Below are 19,872 nucleotides of genomic sequence, written 5' to 3'. Positions count from 1 at the left end.
CCGGTCGGGTGATCAGGAACACATCCCGCCGATGGGTCGATTCCTCAGGGCCGGGTGATTCGGCTCACGCCGTAGTACCGGGAGGCGCACTGGGCCACCCAGTCCCTCGGATAGGCGGTGGTGAAGAACGGTTCGGCCAGGTGCCCGATCGGCAGTGGGCGGTAGGTCGCCTCGCGGGCGCCGTCCGCGGCCTCGGAGCGGACGCGGGCGTCCTGCCGGTCCCAGGCGAGGCTCCGGGCCACGGTCGTGGTCGTCAGGTCCTGCACCGGGGACACCAGGGCGGCGACGCAGACGAGGGTGGACGCGCCCGCGGCGACGAGGGCCGTGACGCGCGCCACCGTCGTCCGGGAGGCGGTGCCGGATCCAGGGGTGGTGCCGGGCTCGGGGGCAGTGCCGGGCTCGGGGTCGGTGGTGAGGCGGCGCCCCAGCAGGAGGCCGAGCCCGGCGCCGTACGCGCAGAGCGTCAGCAGGAACGGGACGAGGAAGCTCGTCCAGGTGCGGGCGTACGTCCAGCCGGTCACGCCGTATCCGCTGCGCAGGCCGTAGACGACGGCCAGACTCGCGAGGGCGATCAGCGGCAGCGGCGAAAGCGCCGCGACCAGGAGCACCGGGCGCCGGGACGGCCCGGCGGCCGGAGGGACGCGAACAGCGGCGAGGGCGCGGGGCCGGGTCCGAGCGCGGGTCCGGGTGCGGGTCCGGGTGCGGAGGAAGGCCGCGCCCAGGCCCAGGAGCACCCCCGCGGTGACGGCCCCCAGGTATGCCCACTGGCCCCCGGCGGTCTGCCAGACGCGCCACCAGTCGTGGAACGTCTCTCCCACCTCCGCCGCCGACAGCGGCTCCGGCGGATGCTGGGCGCGGCGCCACCGCGCACCGGGCGACGTGGAGAGCAGGACCAGGCCCGCGGCGATCCCCAGGCAGGCCGCCGCGCACCACGTCGAGACGTACCGGTTCTCCGCCCAGCCGAACCGGGGCAGGCACAGAAGTCCCACGGAGGCCGCGATCGCCCCGCCCACCAGGGCGAACGGCTCGCTGAGCATACCGATCGCCGTCCCGGTCAGGAGGGCCGCGCCCGTCGAGGCGGCCCGGGCCCACCGCCGCCCGCTCCGCGCGGCCCACACGGCGCCGAGCACGGCCCAGAGGCCGATCAGACTCGGCAGGGTGTGGGAGATGGTCGCCGGCGCCCAGAGCAGCACCTGGTACGAGCGGGTCCCCGCGAAGAACAGCAGTGCTTCGAGGACCAGGACCGCCGCCGCGGCCGCCACCGCCGGGAACGGCAGGCGCAGCGCCCGTAGCGCCTCCCGGGCGAGGAGGAACAGCACCGCGCCCAGCGCCACCACCAGGAAGGCGGGCAGCAGTTTCGGCCCTCGTGTGCCGTCGGAGTAGATCAGACCGGTCAGGAAGGCGTTGGTGACGCGGCCGTTCTGGGTGAGGTAGAAGTCCGAAGCGATCCCCAGGACGCCCATGTCCCGCGTCTTCCAGAGGGCGCACCAGTCGTCGGACGTGGGGCGCACGTAGAGGCCGAGGAAGGCGCCGACCGAGAGCAGCGCCGCCGAACCGGCGGCGACGACGAGCGCGACCGCGCCCGAAGCCCGTGCGAGACCGCCCTTCCCGGCCCTTCCGGCGGCGCCGTCCCCCGCTCCGTCCTCCGGTACGGGTGCCTCGCCGCGCTCCGAGATGGTCGTCCTGCTCACCGGTGATCGATCCCCCTGGCCCGAGGTGGCCCCCGGTCGCCCCTATGGGTGACCGGCGAGTGAAAATGCCGCGTATACCAATATCTTGCCCCCATGCTTTGCTGCATGGACGACATGCCGACCGGGCGCGGCCACTCGCAGGACGCCGGATCGCCACCGTCGCTCCGTACCGTGGCCCCGCTGCTCGAAGGCGAGTTCGGTGGTGGTCCTTCAGGACGTACGCTTGCCCATCCCTCTGGAGTGACCGTTCCATGACCAGGCTTTCCGTCGTCGTCCCCTGCTTCAACGAGGAGGACGTCGTCGAGCGGTTCGACGCGCGGATGCGCCAGGTGCTCGACGCCCTCCCGGTCGGCTACGAGATCTGTTACGTGGACGACGGAAGCTCCGACGGAACGCTGGGCAAGCTCCGGGAGATCGCCGCCCGGCACCCGCACCGCACCCAGTACGCCTCCTTCAGCCGCAACTTCGGCAAGGAGGCCGCCATGCTCGCGGGCCTGCGCAAGTCCGCGGGCGACGCCGTGGTCATCATGGACGCCGACCTCCAGCACCCGCCCGAGCTGCTCGGACGGATGCTGGACCTCTACCACCAGGGCCACGACCAGGTGATGGCGCGGCGCACCCGCGACGGGGACAAGAAGGTCCGCACCGCCCTCAGCCGCGTCTACTACCGGGCCGTCAACCGCTGGGTGGACGTGGAACTCACCGACGGCGTCGGGGACTTCCGGCTGCTCTCCCGCCCCGCCGTCGACGCCCTGCTGTCACTGCCCGAGTACAACCGCTTCTCCAAGGGGCTGTTCTCCTGGATCGGCTTCGACACCGTCACCTTCGACTACCAGAACGCCGCGCGCGAGGCCGGCGAGACGAAGTGGAAGTTCAGCTCCCTGGTCAACTACGGCATGGACGGGCTGATCTCCTTCAACAACCGTCCGCTGCGCATCGCCCTCTGGCTCGGCCTGATGCTGACCGGACTCGCCGCCGTGTACGCGGTCTGGGTGACGGCCGCCGCCCTCTCCCAGGGCGTCACCGCCCCCGGTTACGTCACCCTGGTCGCGATCATCGTGGGGCTCGGGGGCGTGCAGATGGTCATGCTGGGGCTGATCGGCGAGTACATCGGGCGCATCTACTACGAGACCAAGCGCCGGCCGCACTTCCTCGTGAAGGAGACCCACCGCTCCTTCGGCCGCGCGGCCGCCGAACGCGCCGCCGCCGAACGCATCCGGGTCACCACGGCGGAGAGGGAGCGCTGATGGGGGCGGGCCGGAACGGGGGGGCCGGCCCTGCGGGGCAGACGCAGGAGAAGGCGCGCGGGCAGGGACGGCGGGCGCGGCTCGCGGAGATCTTCCGCTTCGCCCTGGTCGGCGGCGTCAACACCGGCACGTTCTTCGGCTGTTACCTGCTCCTCCACCCGTGGATGCCGTACTTCGCCGCGTACTCCCTCGCCTTCCTCCTCAGCATGGTCGGCTCCTTCTTCCTCAACACCTACTTCACCTACCGCACCCGCCCCACCTGGAAGAAGTTCGCCCTCTTCCCCCTCACCAACGTCACCAACTACCTGGTGCAGAGCGTCGGCCTGTACGCGCTCGTCACCTGGGCCGGAATGGACGACCGGATCGCGCCACTCGTGGCGGCCGTCGTCGCGATCCCCTTCACCTATCTGATCTCCCAGCGGATCCTGGTGCCCCGCGGCACCGGCCGGGGCCCCGGCGCGGCCGGTCCGGGGAGCGAAACGGACGAGCGGCAGCCCTCCCGGCTCGCGTAGATTGCCTGGCAGCCGCGGCGTCGAGCGCGCGGCGCGCAGGAACGGCCGAGTGAGGACGACGCAGGTGACGACGCAGGTGACGGGTCAGACGGACAGGTCGAGGCAGCACGTGTCGAGGCAGTACGTGACGGAGGCCCGCAGGATCGTCGTCAAGGTCGGCTCCTCCTCCCTCACCACCGCCTCCGGAGGCCTCGACGCCGACCGGGTCGACGCCCTCGTGGACGTGCTCGCCAAGGTCCGCAGCGGCGGCGAGAAGGAGATCGTCCTCGTCTCCTCCGGCGCCATCGCCGCGGGCCTCGCCCCGCTCGGCCTCACCCGCCGCCCCAAGGACCTGGCCCGCCAGCAGGCCGCCGCCAGCGTCGGCCAGGGCCTGCTCGTCGCCCGCTACACCGCCTCCTTCGCCCGCTACGGCGTCCGCGTCGGCCAGGTCCTCCTCACCACCGACGACACCAGCCGGCGCGCCCACTACCGCAACGCGTACCGGACCCTGGACCAGCTCCTCACCATGGGCGCGCTGCCCGTCGTCAACGAGAACGACACCGTCGCCACCGACGAGATCCGCTTCGGCGACAACGACCGGCTCGCCGCCCTCGTCGCCCACCTCGTCCGCGCCGACCTGCTCGTGCTGCTCTCCGACGTCGACGGGCTCTACGACGGCGACCCGTCCAAGCCCGGCACGTCGAGGATCGCCGAGGTCGCGGGCCCCGAGGACATCGCCCACGTCGAGATCGGCTCGGCCGGCAAGGCGGGCGTCGGCACCGGCGGCATGGTCACCAAGGTCGAGGCGGCCCGGATCGCCGCCGCCGCCGGCATCCCCGTCGTCCTCACCTCCGCGAGCCGCGCCGCCGACGCCCTCGCCGGCCGGGACACCGGCACGTACTTCCACCGCACCGGCCGCCGCTCCGCCGACCGGCTCCTCTGGCTCGCCCACGCCTCCACCCCGCAGGGCTCCCTCACCCTCGACGACGGGGCCGTCCGCGCCGTCGTCGAGGGCAAGAAGTCCCTGCTCGCGGCCGGTCTCGCGGGCGTCGAGGGCGACTTCGTGGCCGGTGACCCGGTCGAGCTGCGCGACGCCGCCGGCCGGGCCGTCGCCCGCGGCCTCGTCAACTTCGACGCCAAGGAGATCCCCCGGATGCTCGGCCGCTCCACCCACGAGCTCGCCAAGGAACTGGGCCCGGAGTACGAGCGCGAGATCGTCCACCGCGACGACCTGGTGGTCATCGCCTGAACGCGTCACCGGCCGTACGCGTCCCGTGCCGGACGCGTCACCGGCCGCACGCCGGGCACCGTACGCCATCCGTCGAACACCACCCGCCGAAACGGCTGAAACTGCGGCCATCCGGAAGGGACGTTCACCAAAACCGCCCCAAGTACCCCCTCGGACTGGTCAACTTTGTCCCGGGGGTTAAGAGCAAGGCGGGGTACAGCACCACACGCATCACACAGGAGGCCGCCGGTGAGACGAGCGCGCCCAGGGGCGCCGCCCCGTGGGACTGCCGAACGCGCCCTGACCAGTGTCGAGGCCGGAGCCGACTTCGACGAGGCACGGGACAGGTCCACGGACAGGAAGACCGAGACCACCACCGACACACGCGAGGTACGCGAGACACGGGAGGCACGCGCCGAGGAGCGGCCCGTGTCCAAGCTCTGGCACATCACCCTCAGCGTGTCGGGCGTGGAGTCGCCGCTGAAGGAGGTGCGCCGGGGGCTGGAACAGCTGGCCCACGACCACCCCTTCCTGCTGACCAGCCGTTACGCCAACGATCACGCCGAGATCCGGTACTGGGAGGAGGCCCGCGACCTGCACGACGCGGCGGCCGTCGCCCTGCGCCTGTGGGGCGAGCACCGGCAGACCGCCAAGCTGCCGCCCTGGGAGATCGTGGGTCTGGAGGTCATCGACCGCGAGACCTACCACCAGCGGATCGCGGAGGGCTACGGCCCGCCGCCCGCCGCCCCGGTCGGCGTCCACCCCTACTGAGGGGCGGACCCGCCGGGAACGACGACGACCGCGATGTGCCCCCGGACGCGTCCGGGGACACGTCCCGGGACGTGCCCAGGGATACGCCCCAGGACGTGTCCAGGGGTACGTCTCGGAGTGCGGGATACGTGAGGGATGTCCGCGGGGGTGCCAGTACCCTGCGGACATGACCTCGCTCACGCCCCTCGACAACCTCTCCCCGGTCACCCGGGCCGCCCGCCTGGCCCGTGGCGCCGCCGCCGAAATCGCGCCACTCCCGCGCGCGGTCAAGGACGAGGCCCTCCTCGCGATCGCGGACGCCCTCGAAGTGCGCACCGCCGAGATCGTCGAGGCCAACGCCGTGGACATCGCCGAGGCCCGCGAGGCCGGGACCAGCGAGGCCATCGTCGACCGGCTCACCCTCACCCCGGAGCGCGTCCGGGCCATCGCCGCCGACGTCCGCGACGTGGCCGCGCTGCCCGACCCCGTCGGCGAGGTCGTCCGGGGCTCGACCCTCCCCAACGGCATCGACCTGCGCCAGGTCCGCGTCCCCCTCGGCGTCGTCGGCATCATCTACGAGGCCCGCCCGAACGTCACCGTCGACGCCGCCGCCCTCTGCCTCAAGTCCGGCAACGCCGTCCTCCTCCGCGGCTCCTCCTCCGCGTACGCCTCCAACACCGCCCTGGTGACCGTGCTGCGCGACGCCGTCGGGGGCGCCGGACTGCCCGCCGACGCGATCCAGCTCGTCCCCGGCGAGTCCCGCGAGTCGGTCCGCGAGCTGATGCGCGCCCGCGGCCTCGTCGACGTCCTCATCCCGCGCGGCGGCGCCTCCCTGATCAGGACCGTCGTCGAGGAGTCCACCGTCCCGGTCATCGAGACCGGCACCGGCAACTGCCACGTCTACGTCGACGCCGACACCGACCTCGACATGGCCGTGGACGTCCTGATCAACTCCAAGGCCCACCGGGTCAGCGTCTGCAACGCCGCCGAGACCCTCCTCGTCCACCAGGACGTCGCCGAGGCCTTCCTGCCCCGGGCCCTCGACGCCCTCGCCGAGGCCGGCGTCACCGTCCACGCCGACGAGCGGACCCTCGCCCTCGCCGAGGGCTCCAAGGCCACCGTCGTCCCGGCCACCCCGGAGGACTGGGAGACCGAGTACCTCTCGTACGACATCGCCGCCGCCGTCGTCGACTCCCTGGACCAGGCCGTCGAGCACATCCGGACGTGGTCCTCCGGTCACACCGAGGCGATCGTCACCACCTCGCAGGCCGCGGCCCGCCGCTTCACCCAGCTGGTCGACTCCACCACGGTCGCCGTGAACGCCTCCACCCGCTTCACGGACGGCGGCCAGTTCGGCTTCGGCGCCGAGATCGGCATCTCCACCCAGAAGCTGCACGCCCGGGGCCCCATGGGCCTTCCCGAGCTGACCTCGACCAAGTACATCGTCACCGGCGACGGTCACGTGCGGTAACACCCCCTCCCGGTACGGGCCGGTCTTCGGTACGACGGTCTTTCGGTACGGACGGGGAGGGTTCGCACTCTCCCTGCCCAAAACCCCCTCCCGGGTCTACTCTGATTCCGTGCCGGACGACGTGGGGGACAGGCCGTTCCAGAACGGCGGAGACCCCGAGGACTCTGTCGACCGCGGAGGCGCTGACGAGGTCCACGCCGCCGTGGTCTTCGACGAGGAGTTCGTCCGGGCCGCCACCGTCCACGAGCCGACCGCGATCGAGCGGCTCCTCGCCGCCGCCCAGGCCCGTGCCGAGGCCGAGGCGGCCCGCGCCCGCGCGGGCGGCGGACCGGCCGACGACGACCCCTACGGGGACGGCCACGACCCGTTGGGGCTCACCTACGAGCCCGACGACATCGGCGACGACGACAGCCCCTACGGCCCCCACGGCGGCGCCCTGCGCCCCTACCGGGGCAGCGCCCGCTGGCACCGGCCCGTCGCCTGGGTCCTCGCCCTCGTCATGGGGGTCGGCATGGTCGCCCTCGCCTTCAGCGCCGTCTACCGGGGCGCCTCCGCCAACCGCCAGGACCAGGTCCCGCCGCCGGCCACCACCGGGGTCGACGCGCCGAGCCCGAACCCGGCCCCGCCGGCGGCCCACGCCCCCGTCGGACGCTCCACGTCCCCCGGATAGCCCCCACCGGCCTCCCGGACCCGAATCGGACCCGAATCGGATCCGGTTCGGACCCGAATAGGACCTGAACCGTCTCCGAACCGGTCCCGAACCGGGAGCGTGCCGGGGCCGTCTCGGGCCCCCGCCGCCCCGATGGCGGAATTCTTCGGAACTTGTCGTGTACCTGGGCGTTTACCGAAGCCCCCGCAGACCTACCCTGAAGGTATGGCAGGGCGTGGCGACCCGCCTGAGGGGATGCCCGAGGGGTTCCCCGGCGGTGGTGAGGACGAGTACCGATCCGTCGTCTTCGACGAGGCGTTCGTCCGTGCTGCCCGCCTCCAGGAGTTCTCCGCCCGGGAACGGATGGGCGAGCACGCCCAGGCCGTCCGCAGCCTCCCCTCCGGGACGGTCCGGAGCGGCTCCCGCCAGGCCGTCCTGCTGGTCCTGCTGGTCCTCCTCGCCTTCGGCACCGCCATCTACCTGGGCGTCCGCAACCCCTACCAGCCCCCCGTCGACCAGCGCGCCGAACCCCTGCGGACCACCGTGGTCCGGCTCGCCCCCCGGGACCCGGTCCCCGGCGGCGAGCCCGCGCGGCTCTTCGCCCACAGCCCGGCCGCCGAGTACCGCGCCGGGGCCGCCGGCATCGACCTGCCGGTCGCCGGGCGCACCATGCACTTCGCCGAGAGCCAGGTCGTCGCCGCCCTCGGCATCGCCAAGGACTACCTGGTGGCCTCCTCCCTGGAGCCCGACGTCCTGACCGGGGCCACCGTGCGGCCCGTACGCCTGCTGCTCGACCCCGACCAGCTGGAACAGTTCGACCGGAGCGTCGAGTCGCCCGCCGACGACGGCCGGCACGCCCCCGCCGCCTGGCTCGTCCGCTTCGACCCGCAGGAGGTCGCCCTCGCGGACCCCGCCGCCCGGGTGCGGGGCACCCTCCGCTTCGAGGAGACCGGGCCCGACACCCTGGACGTCACGGCGGACCACACGTACACCTACGCGCTCCGCCCGGCCGTCCGGGGCACCGGTCCTGTCGCCACGGCGTCCCTCTTCACCGTCCACCGCGTGGTGCACTTCCGCTTCGACCGCGAGGACCTGCGGGCGCACCGCGCCGAACTCCTGAGCAGCACCTCGGAGGCCGGACCGCAGGCCTGCGACGCGGACACCACGGGCGCCCTGAAGCCGCTCCTGGCGGGAGCGCGGGCCCCCGGGGCGGACGGCGGCCCGGCGGTCACCGACCCGTACGCCACCGACCGGCCCGCCGCCCCCTCGCTGTGCGGAGCGCTGGCGCCGAAGGCTCAGCCCTCGCTCTGACCGTCCCCGGCGTCGCCCCGCGCGTCGTCGTCCCCGGCCGAGGCCCTGCCGCCGGAGTCCTTGCCGCCCGAGGCCTTGCCCCCGGTCGCCCCGCCGTCCCCGGCCGCGCCGCCGTCCGTCTTCGGGGAACCCTGGCCGCCGAACCGGTTGCGCAGCCGGCCGCCCAGGTCGCCCGCCAGGTCACCGGCGCCGCCGGCTATGTCCCCGACCAGCTTGAAGAGGGGATCCTTGCTGGTCCGCACGGTCTCGGCGTAGTGCCCCGCCGACTCGCGGAAGGAGTCCGAGACCGAGGCGTCCTTGTCCTCCGAGCGCTTCGGGTAGTGCCCGTCCATGATCCGCTGGAAGTCGCGGCTCTCCGACCACTTCTTCAGCTCCGCCGCGCGGACGGCGGTGAAGGGGTGCGAGCGCGGCAGCACGTTGAGGATCTTCAGGACCGAGTCCCGCAGGTCCCCGGCCTTCTCGTACTCGTCGGCCTGGGCGAGGAACGCGTCCACGTTCATCTCGTGCAGGTGGTTGCCTCCGGCGATCTTCATCAGGCCGCGCATCGAGGCCCGCACGTCCTGCCCGACGAGGAGCCCTGCTCGGTCGGCGGAGAGCTCCGACTTGCGGAACCACTCGCGCAGCGCCGTCACGATGGCCGTGATCGCGACCGTCCCCAGCGGGATCCACGCGATCTTGAGCGCCAGGTTGGTGAGGAACAGCAGGACCGTGCGGTACACGGCGTGCCCGGAGAGGGCGTGTCCGACCTCGTGGCCGACGACCGCCCGCATCTCCTCCTCGTCGAGCAGCTCCACCAGACCGGTGGTGAGCACGATGATCGGCTCGTCCAGGCCGATGCACATCGCGTTGGGCTTCGGGTCCTGCGTCACGTACATCGGCGGGACCTTCTCCAGGTCCAGGATGTAACAGGCGTCCCGCAGCATGTCGTTGAGGTGGCTGAACTGCGCGTCGCTCACCCGGACGGAGTCCGAGAGGTAGAGGAGTCGCAGACTGCGCTCCGGCAGCAGCCCGCTGAGCGCCTTGAAGGCCGTGTCGAAGCCGCTGAGCTTGCGCAGCGCCACCAGCGCCGAGCGGTCGGCCGGATGCTCGTAGGCCCGCGAGGAGATGCCGGGGAACCGCCGCCGCTGCCTGCTCGGCGCGCTCCCGTGGTCGTTCTCGGTCATGGATGCCCCCTGTTCGTACGAGTCGGTGCTCGTCCCCCTGACTGCACCCAGCCTAGGTGCTGGCGCTACCGTGTGGCGGGGCCTGTGGATAACTCGGGCACCGAGGACGACCGAAGGGCACGACCGACATGCCGGACACCGCCGCCACCGCCGACGCCGCTGCCGCGCTGCTCGCCGCCCCCGCGGGCCAGGGCCTCGGCGACACGCTCCGGATCGTGCTGCTCGCCTCGCTCGTGGGCGGAGTCCTGCTCGCCTGGTTCCTGCTGCGCGGCTACCGCACGGACGACGAGGGTGACGCGGGTGGCTCGGGTGACGCGCCGGGCGCGAGCGGTGCGGGCGGTACGGACAGTACGGACGGCGCGAGCGGTACGGGTGGTGCCGACGGGGCGGACGGTGCCGACGGGGCGGACGGTGCCGGTGTGCCGGGTGGTACCGGCCGGGCGGACGGCAACGCGGAGCGCGACGCGAACGCCTGAGTCGGCGTGAGCGCCTCCGGACGGCCCGCATACGATGTGCGCGAAGTCTCCGCTCCCATCCCCGATCGATAGGTCTGCCGAAGATGAGCCTCCACAGCGCCGCCGCCCACCTGGTCACCCTCGCCGAGGGCGCCGAGCACGGCGGCAACCACGAAAGCCTCAGCCCCTACCTCACCGGCTTCGGCGCCTTCGGTGCCCTCATGCTGCTGCTGTGGATCACCACCCGCTTCAACCGCGACCGCTGAACCGACACCGCTGATCCGGCGGCCGCTGCCGTGCCAGTAGGCTCTGCACGCATGGGAGAGCAGGAAGTGCCTACTGGCGGGCGCGGCAAGCGCCGACTCGGTGTGATGGGCGGAACCTTCGACCCGATCCACCACGGACACCTGGTGGCGGCCAGCGAGGTCGCCGCCCTGTTCCACCTGGACGAGGTGGTGTTCGTGCCGACCGGGCAGCCGTGGCAGAAGAGCCACAAGGCCGTGTCCGCGCCCGAGGACCGCTATCTGATGACGGTCATCGCCACGGCGTCCAACCCGCAGTTCTCGGTCAGCCGGATCGACATCGACCGCGGCGGCGCGACCTACACCATCGACACCCTGAGGGACCTGCACTCCCTCAACGGCGACTCGGACCTCTTCTTCATCACCGGGGCCGACGCGCTGTCGCAGATCCTCACCTGGCGCGACGCGGAGGAACTCTTCTCGCTCGCCCACTTCATCGGCGTCACCCGCCCCGGCCACGACCTCACCGACGACGGCCTGCCCAAGGGCGGGGTCTCGCTCGTCGAGATCCCCGCGCTCGCCATCTCCTCCACCGACTGCCGGGCGAGGGTCGCGAAGGGGGACCCCGTCTGGTATCTGGTCCCGGACGGCGTGGTGCGCTACATCGACAAGCGCCAGTTGTACCGCGGCGAGTGAGCTTCGGGGAGGGGCACCGGTGAACGACCAGCAGCACCCGTACGATCCGTACCGACCGCAGCCGCAGATCATCGGCTACGACGAGTACGGGCAGCCGGTGTACCAGCAGCCGCAGGCGCAGCAGCAGCCCGCGCAGCACTACGACCCGTACGGCGGTCAGCAGCAACAGCCGTCGCAGCAGGCGTACGGCTACGACCCCTATGCCCAGCAGCAGCCGTCCCAGGAGCAGCAGCCGCAGGCGCAGTCCCCGTACGACCCGTACGGGCAGCAGGGCTACGCCTACCCCTCCTACGACACCGGTCGGCAGTACGACACGGGGCAGCGGTACGACACGGGCGGGCAGTACGACACCGGGCAGGAGTGGGCCGTCCAGCCCCAGGTGCAGCAGCCGCAGGCCCCGCAGCCGCAGGCCCAGTCCCGGCCCGAGCCCGTCCGGCCGGTCCCCGAGGCCCCGGCCGCGCCCGTCGCCGCCCCGCCCGGCGTCCCCGGCCAGCGGCCCGCCTCCGAGCGGTCCGCCTTCGACCGGCCGGCCTCCGGGCGCCCTGCTCCGTCCCGTACGGACGGCGACGACCGCGAGTACCGCACCGAGCAGTTCTCGTTCATCGAGGAGCCCGACGAGGACTCCGAGGACGTCATCGACTGGCTCAAGTTCATCGAGAGCCGTTCGGAGCGACGCGAGGAGGCCAGGCGCCGGGGGCGCAACCGGATCGTCGCGCTCGTCGTCGTCCTCGTGCTCGCCGTCGTCGGCGGCGTCGGCTACCTGTGGTCCGCCGGCCTGCTCCCCGGCACCTCCGCCCCGGAGCGGAAGGGGGCCACCGCGACCGGTCCCCAGAAGCGCGACACCATCGTGGTCCACCTCCACGACACCACGAACGGCGGCACCTCCACCGCCCTGCTCGTGGAGAACGCGACCACCCGCCAGGGCACCACGGTCCTGCTCCCCAACTCCGTCGTCGTCGCCGACGCCGAGGGCTCCGCGACCACCCTCGGCAAGTCGGTCGAGGACGACGGCTCCAGCGGCACCCGGGAGTCGATCGGCAACCTCCTCGGCGCGAAGATCACCGGGACCTGGCGCCTGGACACCCCGTACCTGGAGAACCTCGTCGAGGTCGTCAGCGGCATCGAGACCGACACCGACACCGACGTGCCCGCCCCCAAGGACGGCGCCGAGCCGCTCGTCAGGAAGGGCGAGAAGCAGACGCTGAACGGCCGCGCCGCGGTCGCCTACGCCACCTACCGGGCCCCCGGCGAGGCCGACGCCAAGCAGCTCCAGCGCTTCGGCCAGGTCCTGTACGGGGTGCTGCGGAAGATCTCCGACGACCCCGCGGCCGCCACGGTCACCATCGAGACCCTCCAGCAGATCCTCGACCCCTCGCTACCGGAGAAGGACCTCGGCGCCTCCCTGGCCAAGCTCGCCGAGCACGCCAAGCTCGGCGCCTACAAGACGGCCCTGCTCCCGGTGGAGGAGGACGGCGCGCTGACCGGCGGCGCGAGCGACAGCGTCGTGAAGGACATCCTCGGCGGCAAGGTCACCGCCCCCGAGGCGGACGGGATCACCCGGGTCTCCCTGCGGGACGGCTCCGGCAAGAACGCCACCGAGGCGGCCCGGATCGTGCTCGCCAACGGCGGCTACGCCATCGTGGGCGCCGCCACGGCACCGGACCAGGACAAGTCGCAGGTCCTCTACGGCGACGACGCCCAGAAGGCGACGGCCGCCGAGGTGGCCAAGACGCTGGGCCTGCCGGCCGGCTCGGTCCGCAAGGGCGACACCGCCGGAGCGGCCGCCGTCACCGTCGTCCTGGGCCGGGACTACAAGGTTCCGGGGGCCCGCTAGCGGCGCTCCGGAAAAGGCCGACGGCGTCGTCGGCGGTCCGTGAGACCCTGGAGGGGTACTGGACCGCCGACGAAAGCCTGCTTGTGACCGCCACGGATCGTTCCATCGAGCTCGTCAAGACCGCCGCTCAGGCGGCCGCCGACCGGCTCGCGCACGACATCATCGCGTACGACGTCAGCGACGTGCTGTCGATCACCGACGCCTTCCTGCTCGCCTCCGCGCCCAACGACCGCCAGGTCAAGTCGATCGTCGACGAGATCGAGGAGCGGCTGCTCAAGGAGCTCGGCGCCAAGCCGGTCCGCCGCGAGGGCGACCGCGACGCGCGCTGGATCCTGCTGGACTACGTCGACATCGTCGTCCACGTCCAGCACAGCGAGGAGCGGGTCTTCTACGCCCTGGAGCGGCTGTGGAAGGACTGCCCCGAGCTGGAGCTGCCCGAGGACGCCCTGAAGACCCGCGGCAAGGGTGCCGAGCACGCCGCCCTGACCGGCGTCGACACCGTCGGCCACGCCTCCGGCCTGCCCGACGGACCGGACGGTGAGCTGAGCTGAGCACCACCAGGGGCGGCACCGGCCGCCGCATCGTCCTCTGGCGCCACGGCCAGACCTCCTGGAACCTGGAGCGCCGCTTCCAGGGTTCGACGGACATCGAGCTGACGGAGACCGGCGTCGCCCAGGCGCGCCGGGCCGCACGGCTGCTCGCCGCGCTCGAGCCGGACGCCGTCGTGGCCTCCGACCTGAAGCGGGCGGCGGCCACCGCTGCCGAGCTCGCCGCGCTCACCGGCCACGACGTCGCCCACGACGCCGCGCTGCGCGAGACGTACGCGGGGGAGTGGCAGGGGCTGACCCACGACGAGATCGTGGCGCGGTACGGCGAGCAGTACGCCGCGTGGAAGCGCGGCGAGCCCGTGCGCCGGGGCGGCGGCGAGCTGGAGACCGAGGTGGCCGACCGGGCCGCCCCCGTGGTCCTGGAGCACGCCGACAAGCTCCCGGAGAACGGCACGCTCGTCGTGGTCAGTCACGGCGGCACCATCCGCACCACCATCGGCCGGCTCCTGGGCCTGGAGTCCCGGCACTGGGAGAGCCTGGGCGGGCTCTCGAACTGCTGCTGGTCCGTCCTCGGCGAGGGTGCGCGCGGCTGGCGCCTGCTGGAGCACAACGCCGGCACGCTGCCCGAGCCGGTCCTCGGCGACGACGACTGAGCCCCGCCGAGCCTCGTGACGGGCCCGCCGGACCCGGATTTCACTTTCCGGCAGGTCACAGGCTAGAGTTCTTCTTGTTCGCAGCGCGGAGCGCGAAGAACACGAGGGGCTATAGCTCAGTTGGTAGAGCGCCTGCATGGCATGCAGGAGGTCAGGAGTTCAATTCTCCTTAGCTCCACAGTCACCGAATCCCGTCCCCATCAGGGGGCGGGATTCGTCGTTTCGTCCCGTTGTGCCGAGTGCGCCGACCCCCTTGCGGGGCCATGGCAGAATCGGACGGCCGGAGGGGGACAGGATCCGGACGGGAGGGTGACCCACGTGCTCGGCGACAACGGCAGGGTGTCCTGTCGGTGCACGACCAGGTGCACGACGGGGCGCGCGACCCGCGGCCACAGCTGGAGCTGACTGATGGGTGCACACAGGCGGAAGTGCGACTGGTGCGGCAGCGGCACGCCCATCGTGCGCGACATGGACCCCGTCAACCCCGGGTTCCAGTACTGGTGCGAGGAGTGCGCGCGGGCGCTGATCATAAAAGGCGACCCGATCGAGACCTACCGCGAGCTGGAGGGAGAGCCGATCTACGGCCGGCTCCTCGACGAGCACTGCACCCTCAAGCGGTTCTACTCCTTCGCCACGGCCTGACGCTCCCGCTCCGGCGCCACCGGACGCTCCTGCTCCGGTACGGCCTCCAGGAGCGGTTCCGCCGCCGTCGCACCGGTTCCCGCACCGCGCGGCCTCCGCCGGACCAGTACGTACCCCGCCAACAGCGCCGCAGTCGTCAGCGGATAGACGGCCGAGAGCAGCATCTGGCCCGCGTTCTGGTCCAGTTCGGGACGGCCCGGGTCGTGCGGGACCCACCACAGCGCGAACGACGCGAACACCAGGGCCACCGGTCCCGTCACCCGCCACGCGTGCGTGGCCCGGTCCGCGAGCAGGATCAGCAGCGGCACGCACCAGACCCAGTGGTGGGACCACGAGATCGGGCTGATCATCAGCGCCGTGAACGCGCAGACGACCACCGCCACCGCCTTGTCGCCGCGCAGCGCGGCCCGTACCGCCACGACCATCGCGAAGCCGCCCAGGAGGGCCGCCGACACCGCCCACCACATGCCCGGGTCGTCGGTGTGCATCAGCCGGGCCAGGACCCCGCGGATCGACTGGTTGGCGGTCTCCTCGGCGAAGCCGACCCGGCCCGTCTCGAACAGGGTCTCCGTCCAGAACCTCTTCGAGTCCGCGGGCAGTGCGAGGGCCACGGCCAGCGTCGTCCCGAGGAACACCCCGGTCGCCGTCGCCGCCGTCCGCAGCCACTGGTTCCAGGACCGGTCCCGGCGCCACAGCAGCACGCCCGCGACGAGCAGCAGGACCACGAAGAGCCCCGGTGTGAGTTTCACCGCGGTCGCCAGGCCGGTGCCGAGGCCGGCCCAGCGGCTGCCCTCGCGCCGGGTGAGGTCCCAGAGCACCGCCACGGCTATGAGCAGGTTGATCTGGCCGTACCGCAGGGTCGTCCACACCGGCTCGCACCAGACCACGACCGCGGCGATCCAGAACGTGGCGCGCCACAGGTCCGCGCGGGACAGCGACGGGCGCACCAGCTGGACCGACAGCTGGACCAGGGCGACCACCAGGAGCAGGTTCCCCCCGGTGGCGAGCGTCCGCATCAGCGGGACGCCCACCAGGGTCAGCGGCACGAACAGCAGGGCGGCGAAGGGGGGATACGTCATGCCGAGGTTCGCCGAGGTGGCGCGCATCGCGTACAGGTCGCCGCCCGCCCGGACCGTCTCGCCCTCGGCCCGGTAGACCATCACGTCGAGCATGTTCACGTGGGCGAGGCGTTGCGCCACCCAGAAGGCCGCGAACGAGAGCAGACAGACCGCCGCGGCGGTGACCAGGGGCCACGGCCGGGCACGGGTTTTCGAGAGCACGGAGACGGACACAGTCGGCGACCCTACCCGGCGGCCCGGAAGGGCCCCGGGAATCGATTTGGAGATCTGCCCGGGGGCCGGTTAATGTTCTGTCTGTCGCCGCGAGGGAAACCGCAGCGGAGACGGAAAGCAAGGGGCTATAGCTCAGTTGGTAGAGCGCCTGCATGGCATGCAGGAGGTCAGGAGTTCAATTCTCCTTAGCTCCACAGAAACTCCACGGAAGCCTCGTGGAGGGGAAAGCGGGTCACCCGGATCGGGTGGCCCGCTTTCTCGTGTCCCGGTCCCCGGAACGCCGGTGCGGCCCGTGCGGCCGCTGCGGTACCCTGGCGCCATGCGTGCCGTACGCCTCCTGCTTACCGAGCCGCGCTGACCAGTCCCGACGGGTGACAGAGCATTCCGTCGGAGTCGGCGCGGCATCCCCTCCTGTGCGAGGGGATTTTTCATTTCGGGCAGTCAGTGGCCGTGGGCAGAGACGATCGATGGAGCTTCAAGGACCATGACCGAGATCAATACGGCCGCCGAGACGGCGGCCCCGCATCGCTACACGGCGGCCATGGCCGCCGACATCGAGGCACGCTGGCAGGACTTCTGGGACGCCGAGGGCACGTACGAGGCCCCGAACCCCACCGGTGACCTGGCGGGCGACCCCGCGGTCGCCGCACGCCCCAAGAAGTTCATCATGGACATGTTCCCGTACCCCTCGGGCGCGGGACTGCACGTCGGCCACCCGCTGGGCTACATCGCGACGGACGTCTTCGCCCGCCACGCGCGCATGAGCGGCCACAACGTGCTGCACACCCTGGGCTTCGACGCCTTCGGGCTGCCGGCCGAGCAGTACGCCGTGCAGACGGGCACGCACCCGCGCGTGTCCACCGAGGCCAACATGGAGAACATGAAGGTCCAGCTGCGCCGGCTGGGCCTGGGCCACGACAAGCGCCGGTCGTTCGCCACGATCGACCCGGAGTACTACAAGTGGACCCAGTGGATCTTCCTGCAGATCTTCGACTCCTGGTACGACGACGAGGCCGGGAAGGCCCGTCCGATCGCCGAGCTGATCGAGCGGTTCGAGAACGGCACGCGTGAGATCCCCGGCACCACGCGCGCGTGGAGCGAACTGAGCGCCACCGAGCGCGCCGACGTCCTGGGCGAGTACCGCCTGGCGTACGCCTCCGACGCGCCCGTCAACTGGTGTCCCGGCCTGGGCACCGTCCTGGCCAACGAGGAGGTCACCGCCGACGGACGCTCCGAGCGCGGCAACTTCCCCGTCTTCAAGTCCAAGCTGCGCCAGTGGAACATGCGGATCACCGCCTACGCGGACCGCCTGCTGGACGACCTGGACGCGCTGGACTGGCCCGAGGCCATCAAGCTGCAGCAGCGGAACTGGATCGGCCGCTCCGAGGGCGCCCGCGTCGACTTCCAGGTCGGCGACGCCGGTGCCATCACCGTCTTCACCACCCGCCAGGACACCCTGTTCGGCGCCACCTACATGGTCCTGGCGCCCGAGCACGAGCTGGTCGAGGAGATCGTCCCGGCCGCCTGGCCCGAGGGCACCCACGACGTGTGGACCGGCGGCCACGCCACCCCCGCCGAGGCCGTCGGCGCCTACCGCAAGCAGGCCGCCTCCAAGTCCGACGTGGAGCGCCAGGCCGAGGCCAAGGACAAGACCGGCGTCTTCACCGGCGCGTACGCGACCAACCCGGTCAGCGGCGAGCGGGTCCCGGTCTTCATCGCCGACTACGTCCTGATGGGCTACGGCACCGGCGCCATCATGGCCGTCCCCGCGCACGACAGCCGCGACTTCGCCTTCGCGCGCGCCTTCGAGCTGCCGATGCGCTGCGTCGTCGAGCCCTCGGACGACCGCGGCACCGACCCGTCCACCTGGGACGACGCCTTCTCCTCCTACGAGGCGAAGCTGGTGAACTCCGCCAACGACGAGATCTCCCTGGACGGCCTGGACGTCACCGAGGCCAAGGCGAGGATCACCGCCTGGCTGGCCGACCGCGGCATCGGCGAGGGCACCGTCAACTTCCGGCTGCGCGACTGGCTGTTCAGCCGCCAGCGGTACTGGGGCGAGCCCTTCCCGATCGTCTACGACGAGGACGGCGTCGCCCACGCGCTGCCCGCGTCGATGCTGCCGCTGGAGCTGCCCGAGGTCGAGGACTACTCGCCGCGCACCTTCGACCCGGACGACGCGGACACCCGCCCGGAGACCCCGCTGTCCCGCAACGAGGACTGGGTGAACGTCACCCTGGACCTGGGCGACGGGCCGAAGAAGTACCGCCGCGAGACCAACACCATGCCCAACTGGGCCGGTTCCTGCTGGTACGAGCTGCGCTACCTGGACCCGCACAACTCCGAGAAGCTGGTCGACCCGGCCGTCGAGCAGTACTGGATGGGCCCCCGCGAGGGGATGCCGACCGGTGGCGTCGACCTGTACGTCGGCGGCGCCGAGCACGCCGTGCTGCACCTGCTGTACGCGCGCTTCTGGTCCAAGGTTTTGTTCGACCTGGGGCACGTCTCCTCGGCCGAACCCTTCCACAAGCTGTACAACCAGGGCATGATCCAGGCCTTCGTCTACCGGGACGCGCGCGGGATCGCCGTGCCGGCGGCCGAGGTCGAGGAGCGCGACGGCGGCTTCTGGTACCAGGGCGAGAAGGTCTCCCGCGTCCTGGGCAAGATGGGCAAGTCCCTGAAGAACGCCGTGACGCCGGACGAGATCTGCGCCGAGTACGGCGCCGACACCCTGCGCCTGTACGAGATGGCGATGGGCCCGCTGGACGTGTCGCGCCCCTGGGACACGCGCGCGGTGGTCGGCCAGTACCGGCTGCTGCAGCGCCTGTGGCGCAACATCGTCGACGAGGCGACCGGCGAGGTCACCGTCGTCGACGCCGCGCCCGACGAGGACACGCTGCGCGCCCTGCACAAGGCGATCGACGGCGTCGCCCAGGACATGGCCGCGATGCGCTTCAACACCGCCATCGCCAAGATCACCGAGCTGAACAACCACCTGACCAAGTCCGGTGGCGCGCTCTCCCGCACGGTCGCCGAGCAGCTGGTGCTGCTGGTCGCCCCGCTGGCGCCGCACATCGCCGAGGAGCTGTGGCGCAGGCTGGGCCACGCCGAGTCGGTCGTCCACCAGGACTTCCCGGTCGCCGACCCGGCGTACGTCGTCGACGAGACCGTGACCTGCGTCGTGCAGATCAAGGGCAAGGTCAAGGCCCGCCTGGAGGTCTCCCCGTCGATCACGGACGCCGAGCTGGAGGCGCTGGCCCTGGCCGATGCGCACGTGGTCGCGGCGCTGGGCGGTGCCGAGATCCGCAAGGTGATCGTGCGCGCGCCGAAGCTGGTCAACATCGTCGCGGGCTAGGGGATGGCTGACGCGCGGTCGGTGAGGCGTGACCGCCGGCGCGCGGCGGCTGATGCGCGACCGGTGACCGGCCGCGCATAGGGGTTTCCCCTACGGGCAGGTTGGGGGTTCCGATGGAACCCTCGGCCTGCCCGTTCCGTTTACCGTGGAGGGA

The 19,872-nt window shown here is 72.0% G+C and carries 18 protein-coding genes and 2 tRNA genes; 17 read left to right on the top strand and 3 right to left on the bottom strand.

Translation table 11 applies throughout. The annotated features are described in order from the left end of the window. Positions 1-44: 44 nt before the first annotated feature. Positions 45-1,691, bottom strand: coding sequence for a hypothetical protein (locus tag ACIQD7_RS15035; protein ID WP_402441882.1), 1,647 nt, complete (start codon positions 1,689-1,691; stop codon positions 45-47). A gap of 251 nt (positions 1,692-1,942) precedes the next feature. Between ACIQD7_RS15035 and ACIQD7_RS15030 the strand changes: the two genes are divergently transcribed. The 7 genes from ACIQD7_RS15030 (at position 1,943) to ACIQD7_RS15000 (ending at position 8,838) form a co-directional block, all read left to right on the top strand. After that, complete coding sequence (locus tag ACIQD7_RS15030; protein WP_121829345.1) at positions 1,943-2,938, top strand: glycosyltransferase family 2 protein; 996 nt, start codon at positions 1,943-1,945, stop codon at positions 2,936-2,938. Next, entirely contained in the window at positions 2,938-3,450 is a 513-nt protein-coding gene (locus ACIQD7_RS15025) for a GtrA family protein (protein ID WP_402441879.1), read from the top strand. Before ACIQD7_RS15030 ends, ACIQD7_RS15025 begins: the two co-directional genes overlap by 1 nt. A 124-nt stretch (positions 3,451-3,574) precedes the next feature. Continuing rightward, positions 3,575-4,678: a glutamate 5-kinase gene (proB, locus tag ACIQD7_RS15020; protein WP_121829343.1), complete on the top strand. Its 1,104-nt coding sequence runs from the start codon at positions 3,575-3,577 to the stop codon at positions 4,676-4,678. Positions 4,679-4,906: 228 nt separating this feature from the next. Next, positions 4,907-5,428: a hypothetical protein gene (locus ACIQD7_RS15015; protein ID WP_053647490.1), complete on the top strand. Its 522-nt coding sequence runs from the start codon at positions 4,907-4,909 to the stop codon at positions 5,426-5,428. Positions 5,429-5,594: 166 nt separating this feature from the next. Further along, entirely contained in the window at positions 5,595-6,878 is a 1,284-nt protein-coding gene (locus ACIQD7_RS15010; RefSeq protein WP_402441878.1) for a glutamate-5-semialdehyde dehydrogenase, read from the top strand. Between the two features lie 109 nt (positions 6,879-6,987). Then, positions 6,988-7,548 (top strand): hypothetical protein, encoded by a 561-nt coding sequence (locus tag ACIQD7_RS15005; RefSeq protein WP_402441877.1) that lies wholly within the window; start codon positions 6,988-6,990, stop codon positions 7,546-7,548. 204 nt (positions 7,549-7,752) lie between these two features. After that, positions 7,753-8,838, top strand: coding sequence for a hypothetical protein (locus ACIQD7_RS15000; protein ID WP_402441876.1), 1,086 nt, complete (start codon positions 7,753-7,755; stop codon positions 8,836-8,838). On the opposite strand, the gene ACIQD7_RS14995 is transcribed toward ACIQD7_RS15000, so the two are convergent. Further along, the gene (locus tag ACIQD7_RS14995) at positions 8,823-10,001 is read right to left on the bottom strand and encodes a M48 family metallopeptidase (RefSeq protein WP_121829339.1); all 1,179 of its coding nucleotides are present in this window, start codon (positions 9,999-10,001) and stop codon (positions 8,823-8,825) included. The two genes, ACIQD7_RS15000 and ACIQD7_RS14995, sit on opposite strands and share 16 nt — an antisense overlap. Positions 10,002-10,129: 128 nt before the next feature. On the opposite strand from ACIQD7_RS14995, the gene ACIQD7_RS14990 reads away from it, so the two are divergent. The 8 genes from ACIQD7_RS14990 (at position 10,130) to ACIQD7_RS14955 (ending at position 15,071) form a co-directional block, all read left to right on the top strand. Then, positions 10,130-10,477 carry a hypothetical protein gene (locus tag ACIQD7_RS14990; RefSeq protein ID WP_402442371.1) on the top strand — a complete coding sequence of 116 codons (348 nt, stop codon included), beginning with the start codon at positions 10,130-10,132 and terminating at the stop codon, positions 10,475-10,477. An 83-nt stretch (positions 10,478-10,560) separates the two neighbouring features. Then, positions 10,561-10,722 (top strand): hypothetical protein, encoded by a 162-nt coding sequence (locus tag ACIQD7_RS14985; RefSeq protein WP_163013787.1) that lies wholly within the window; start codon positions 10,561-10,563, stop codon positions 10,720-10,722. Between the two features lie 51 nt (positions 10,723-10,773). Further along, positions 10,774-11,394 (top strand): nicotinate-nucleotide adenylyltransferase, encoded by a 621-nt coding sequence (gene nadD, locus ACIQD7_RS14980; protein ID WP_121829337.1) that lies wholly within the window; start codon positions 10,774-10,776, stop codon positions 11,392-11,394. A gap of 19 nt (positions 11,395-11,413) precedes the next feature. Then, positions 11,414-13,228 (top strand): LCP family protein, encoded by a 1,815-nt coding sequence (locus ACIQD7_RS14975; protein ID WP_402441875.1) that lies wholly within the window; start codon positions 11,414-11,416, stop codon positions 13,226-13,228. Between the two features lie 83 nt (positions 13,229-13,311). Continuing rightward, a complete protein-coding gene (gene rsfS, locus ACIQD7_RS14970; RefSeq protein ID WP_402441874.1) occupies positions 13,312-13,779 on the top strand; it encodes a ribosome silencing factor in 468 nt (155 codons plus the stop codon). Further along, a complete protein-coding gene (locus ACIQD7_RS14965) occupies positions 13,776-14,429 on the top strand; it encodes a histidine phosphatase family protein (protein ID WP_351969135.1) in 654 nt (217 codons plus the stop codon). Before rsfS ends, ACIQD7_RS14965 begins: the two co-directional genes overlap by 4 nt. A gap of 105 nt (positions 14,430-14,534) precedes the next feature. After that, positions 14,535-14,607: transfer RNA gene (locus tag ACIQD7_RS14960), tRNA-Ala, on the top strand. A gap of 230 nt (positions 14,608-14,837) precedes the next feature. Further along, on the top strand, positions 14,838-15,071 hold the full coding sequence (locus ACIQD7_RS14955; protein ID WP_015033559.1) for a hypothetical protein: 234 nt from the start codon (positions 14,838-14,840) through the stop codon (positions 15,069-15,071). On the opposite strand, the gene ACIQD7_RS14950 is transcribed toward ACIQD7_RS14955, so the two are convergent. Continuing rightward, positions 15,050-16,363, bottom strand: a complete 1,314-nt coding sequence (locus tag ACIQD7_RS14950) for a glycosyltransferase 87 family protein (protein ID WP_402441873.1) — start codon at positions 16,361-16,363, stop codon at positions 15,050-15,052. The two genes, ACIQD7_RS14955 and ACIQD7_RS14950, sit on opposite strands and share 22 nt — an antisense overlap. 121 nt (positions 16,364-16,484) lie before the next feature. Here ACIQD7_RS14950 and ACIQD7_RS14945 point away from each other — a divergent pair. Then, a tRNA-Ala gene (locus tag ACIQD7_RS14945) sits at positions 16,485-16,557 on the top strand. A gap of 290 nt (positions 16,558-16,847) precedes the next feature. Further along, positions 16,848-19,718: a leucine--tRNA ligase gene (gene leuS / locus ACIQD7_RS14940; RefSeq protein ID WP_402441872.1), complete on the top strand. Its 2,871-nt coding sequence runs from the start codon at positions 16,848-16,850 to the stop codon at positions 19,716-19,718. The last annotated feature ends 154 nt before the right edge of the window (positions 19,719-19,872 follow it).

The sequence above is a fragment of the Streptomyces sp. NPDC093071 genome, assembly GCF_044754545.1.
GTDB lineage: Bacteria > Actinomycetota > Actinomycetes > Streptomycetales > Streptomycetaceae > Streptomyces.
This window is presented reverse-complemented; position numbering and strand designations above follow the sequence as displayed.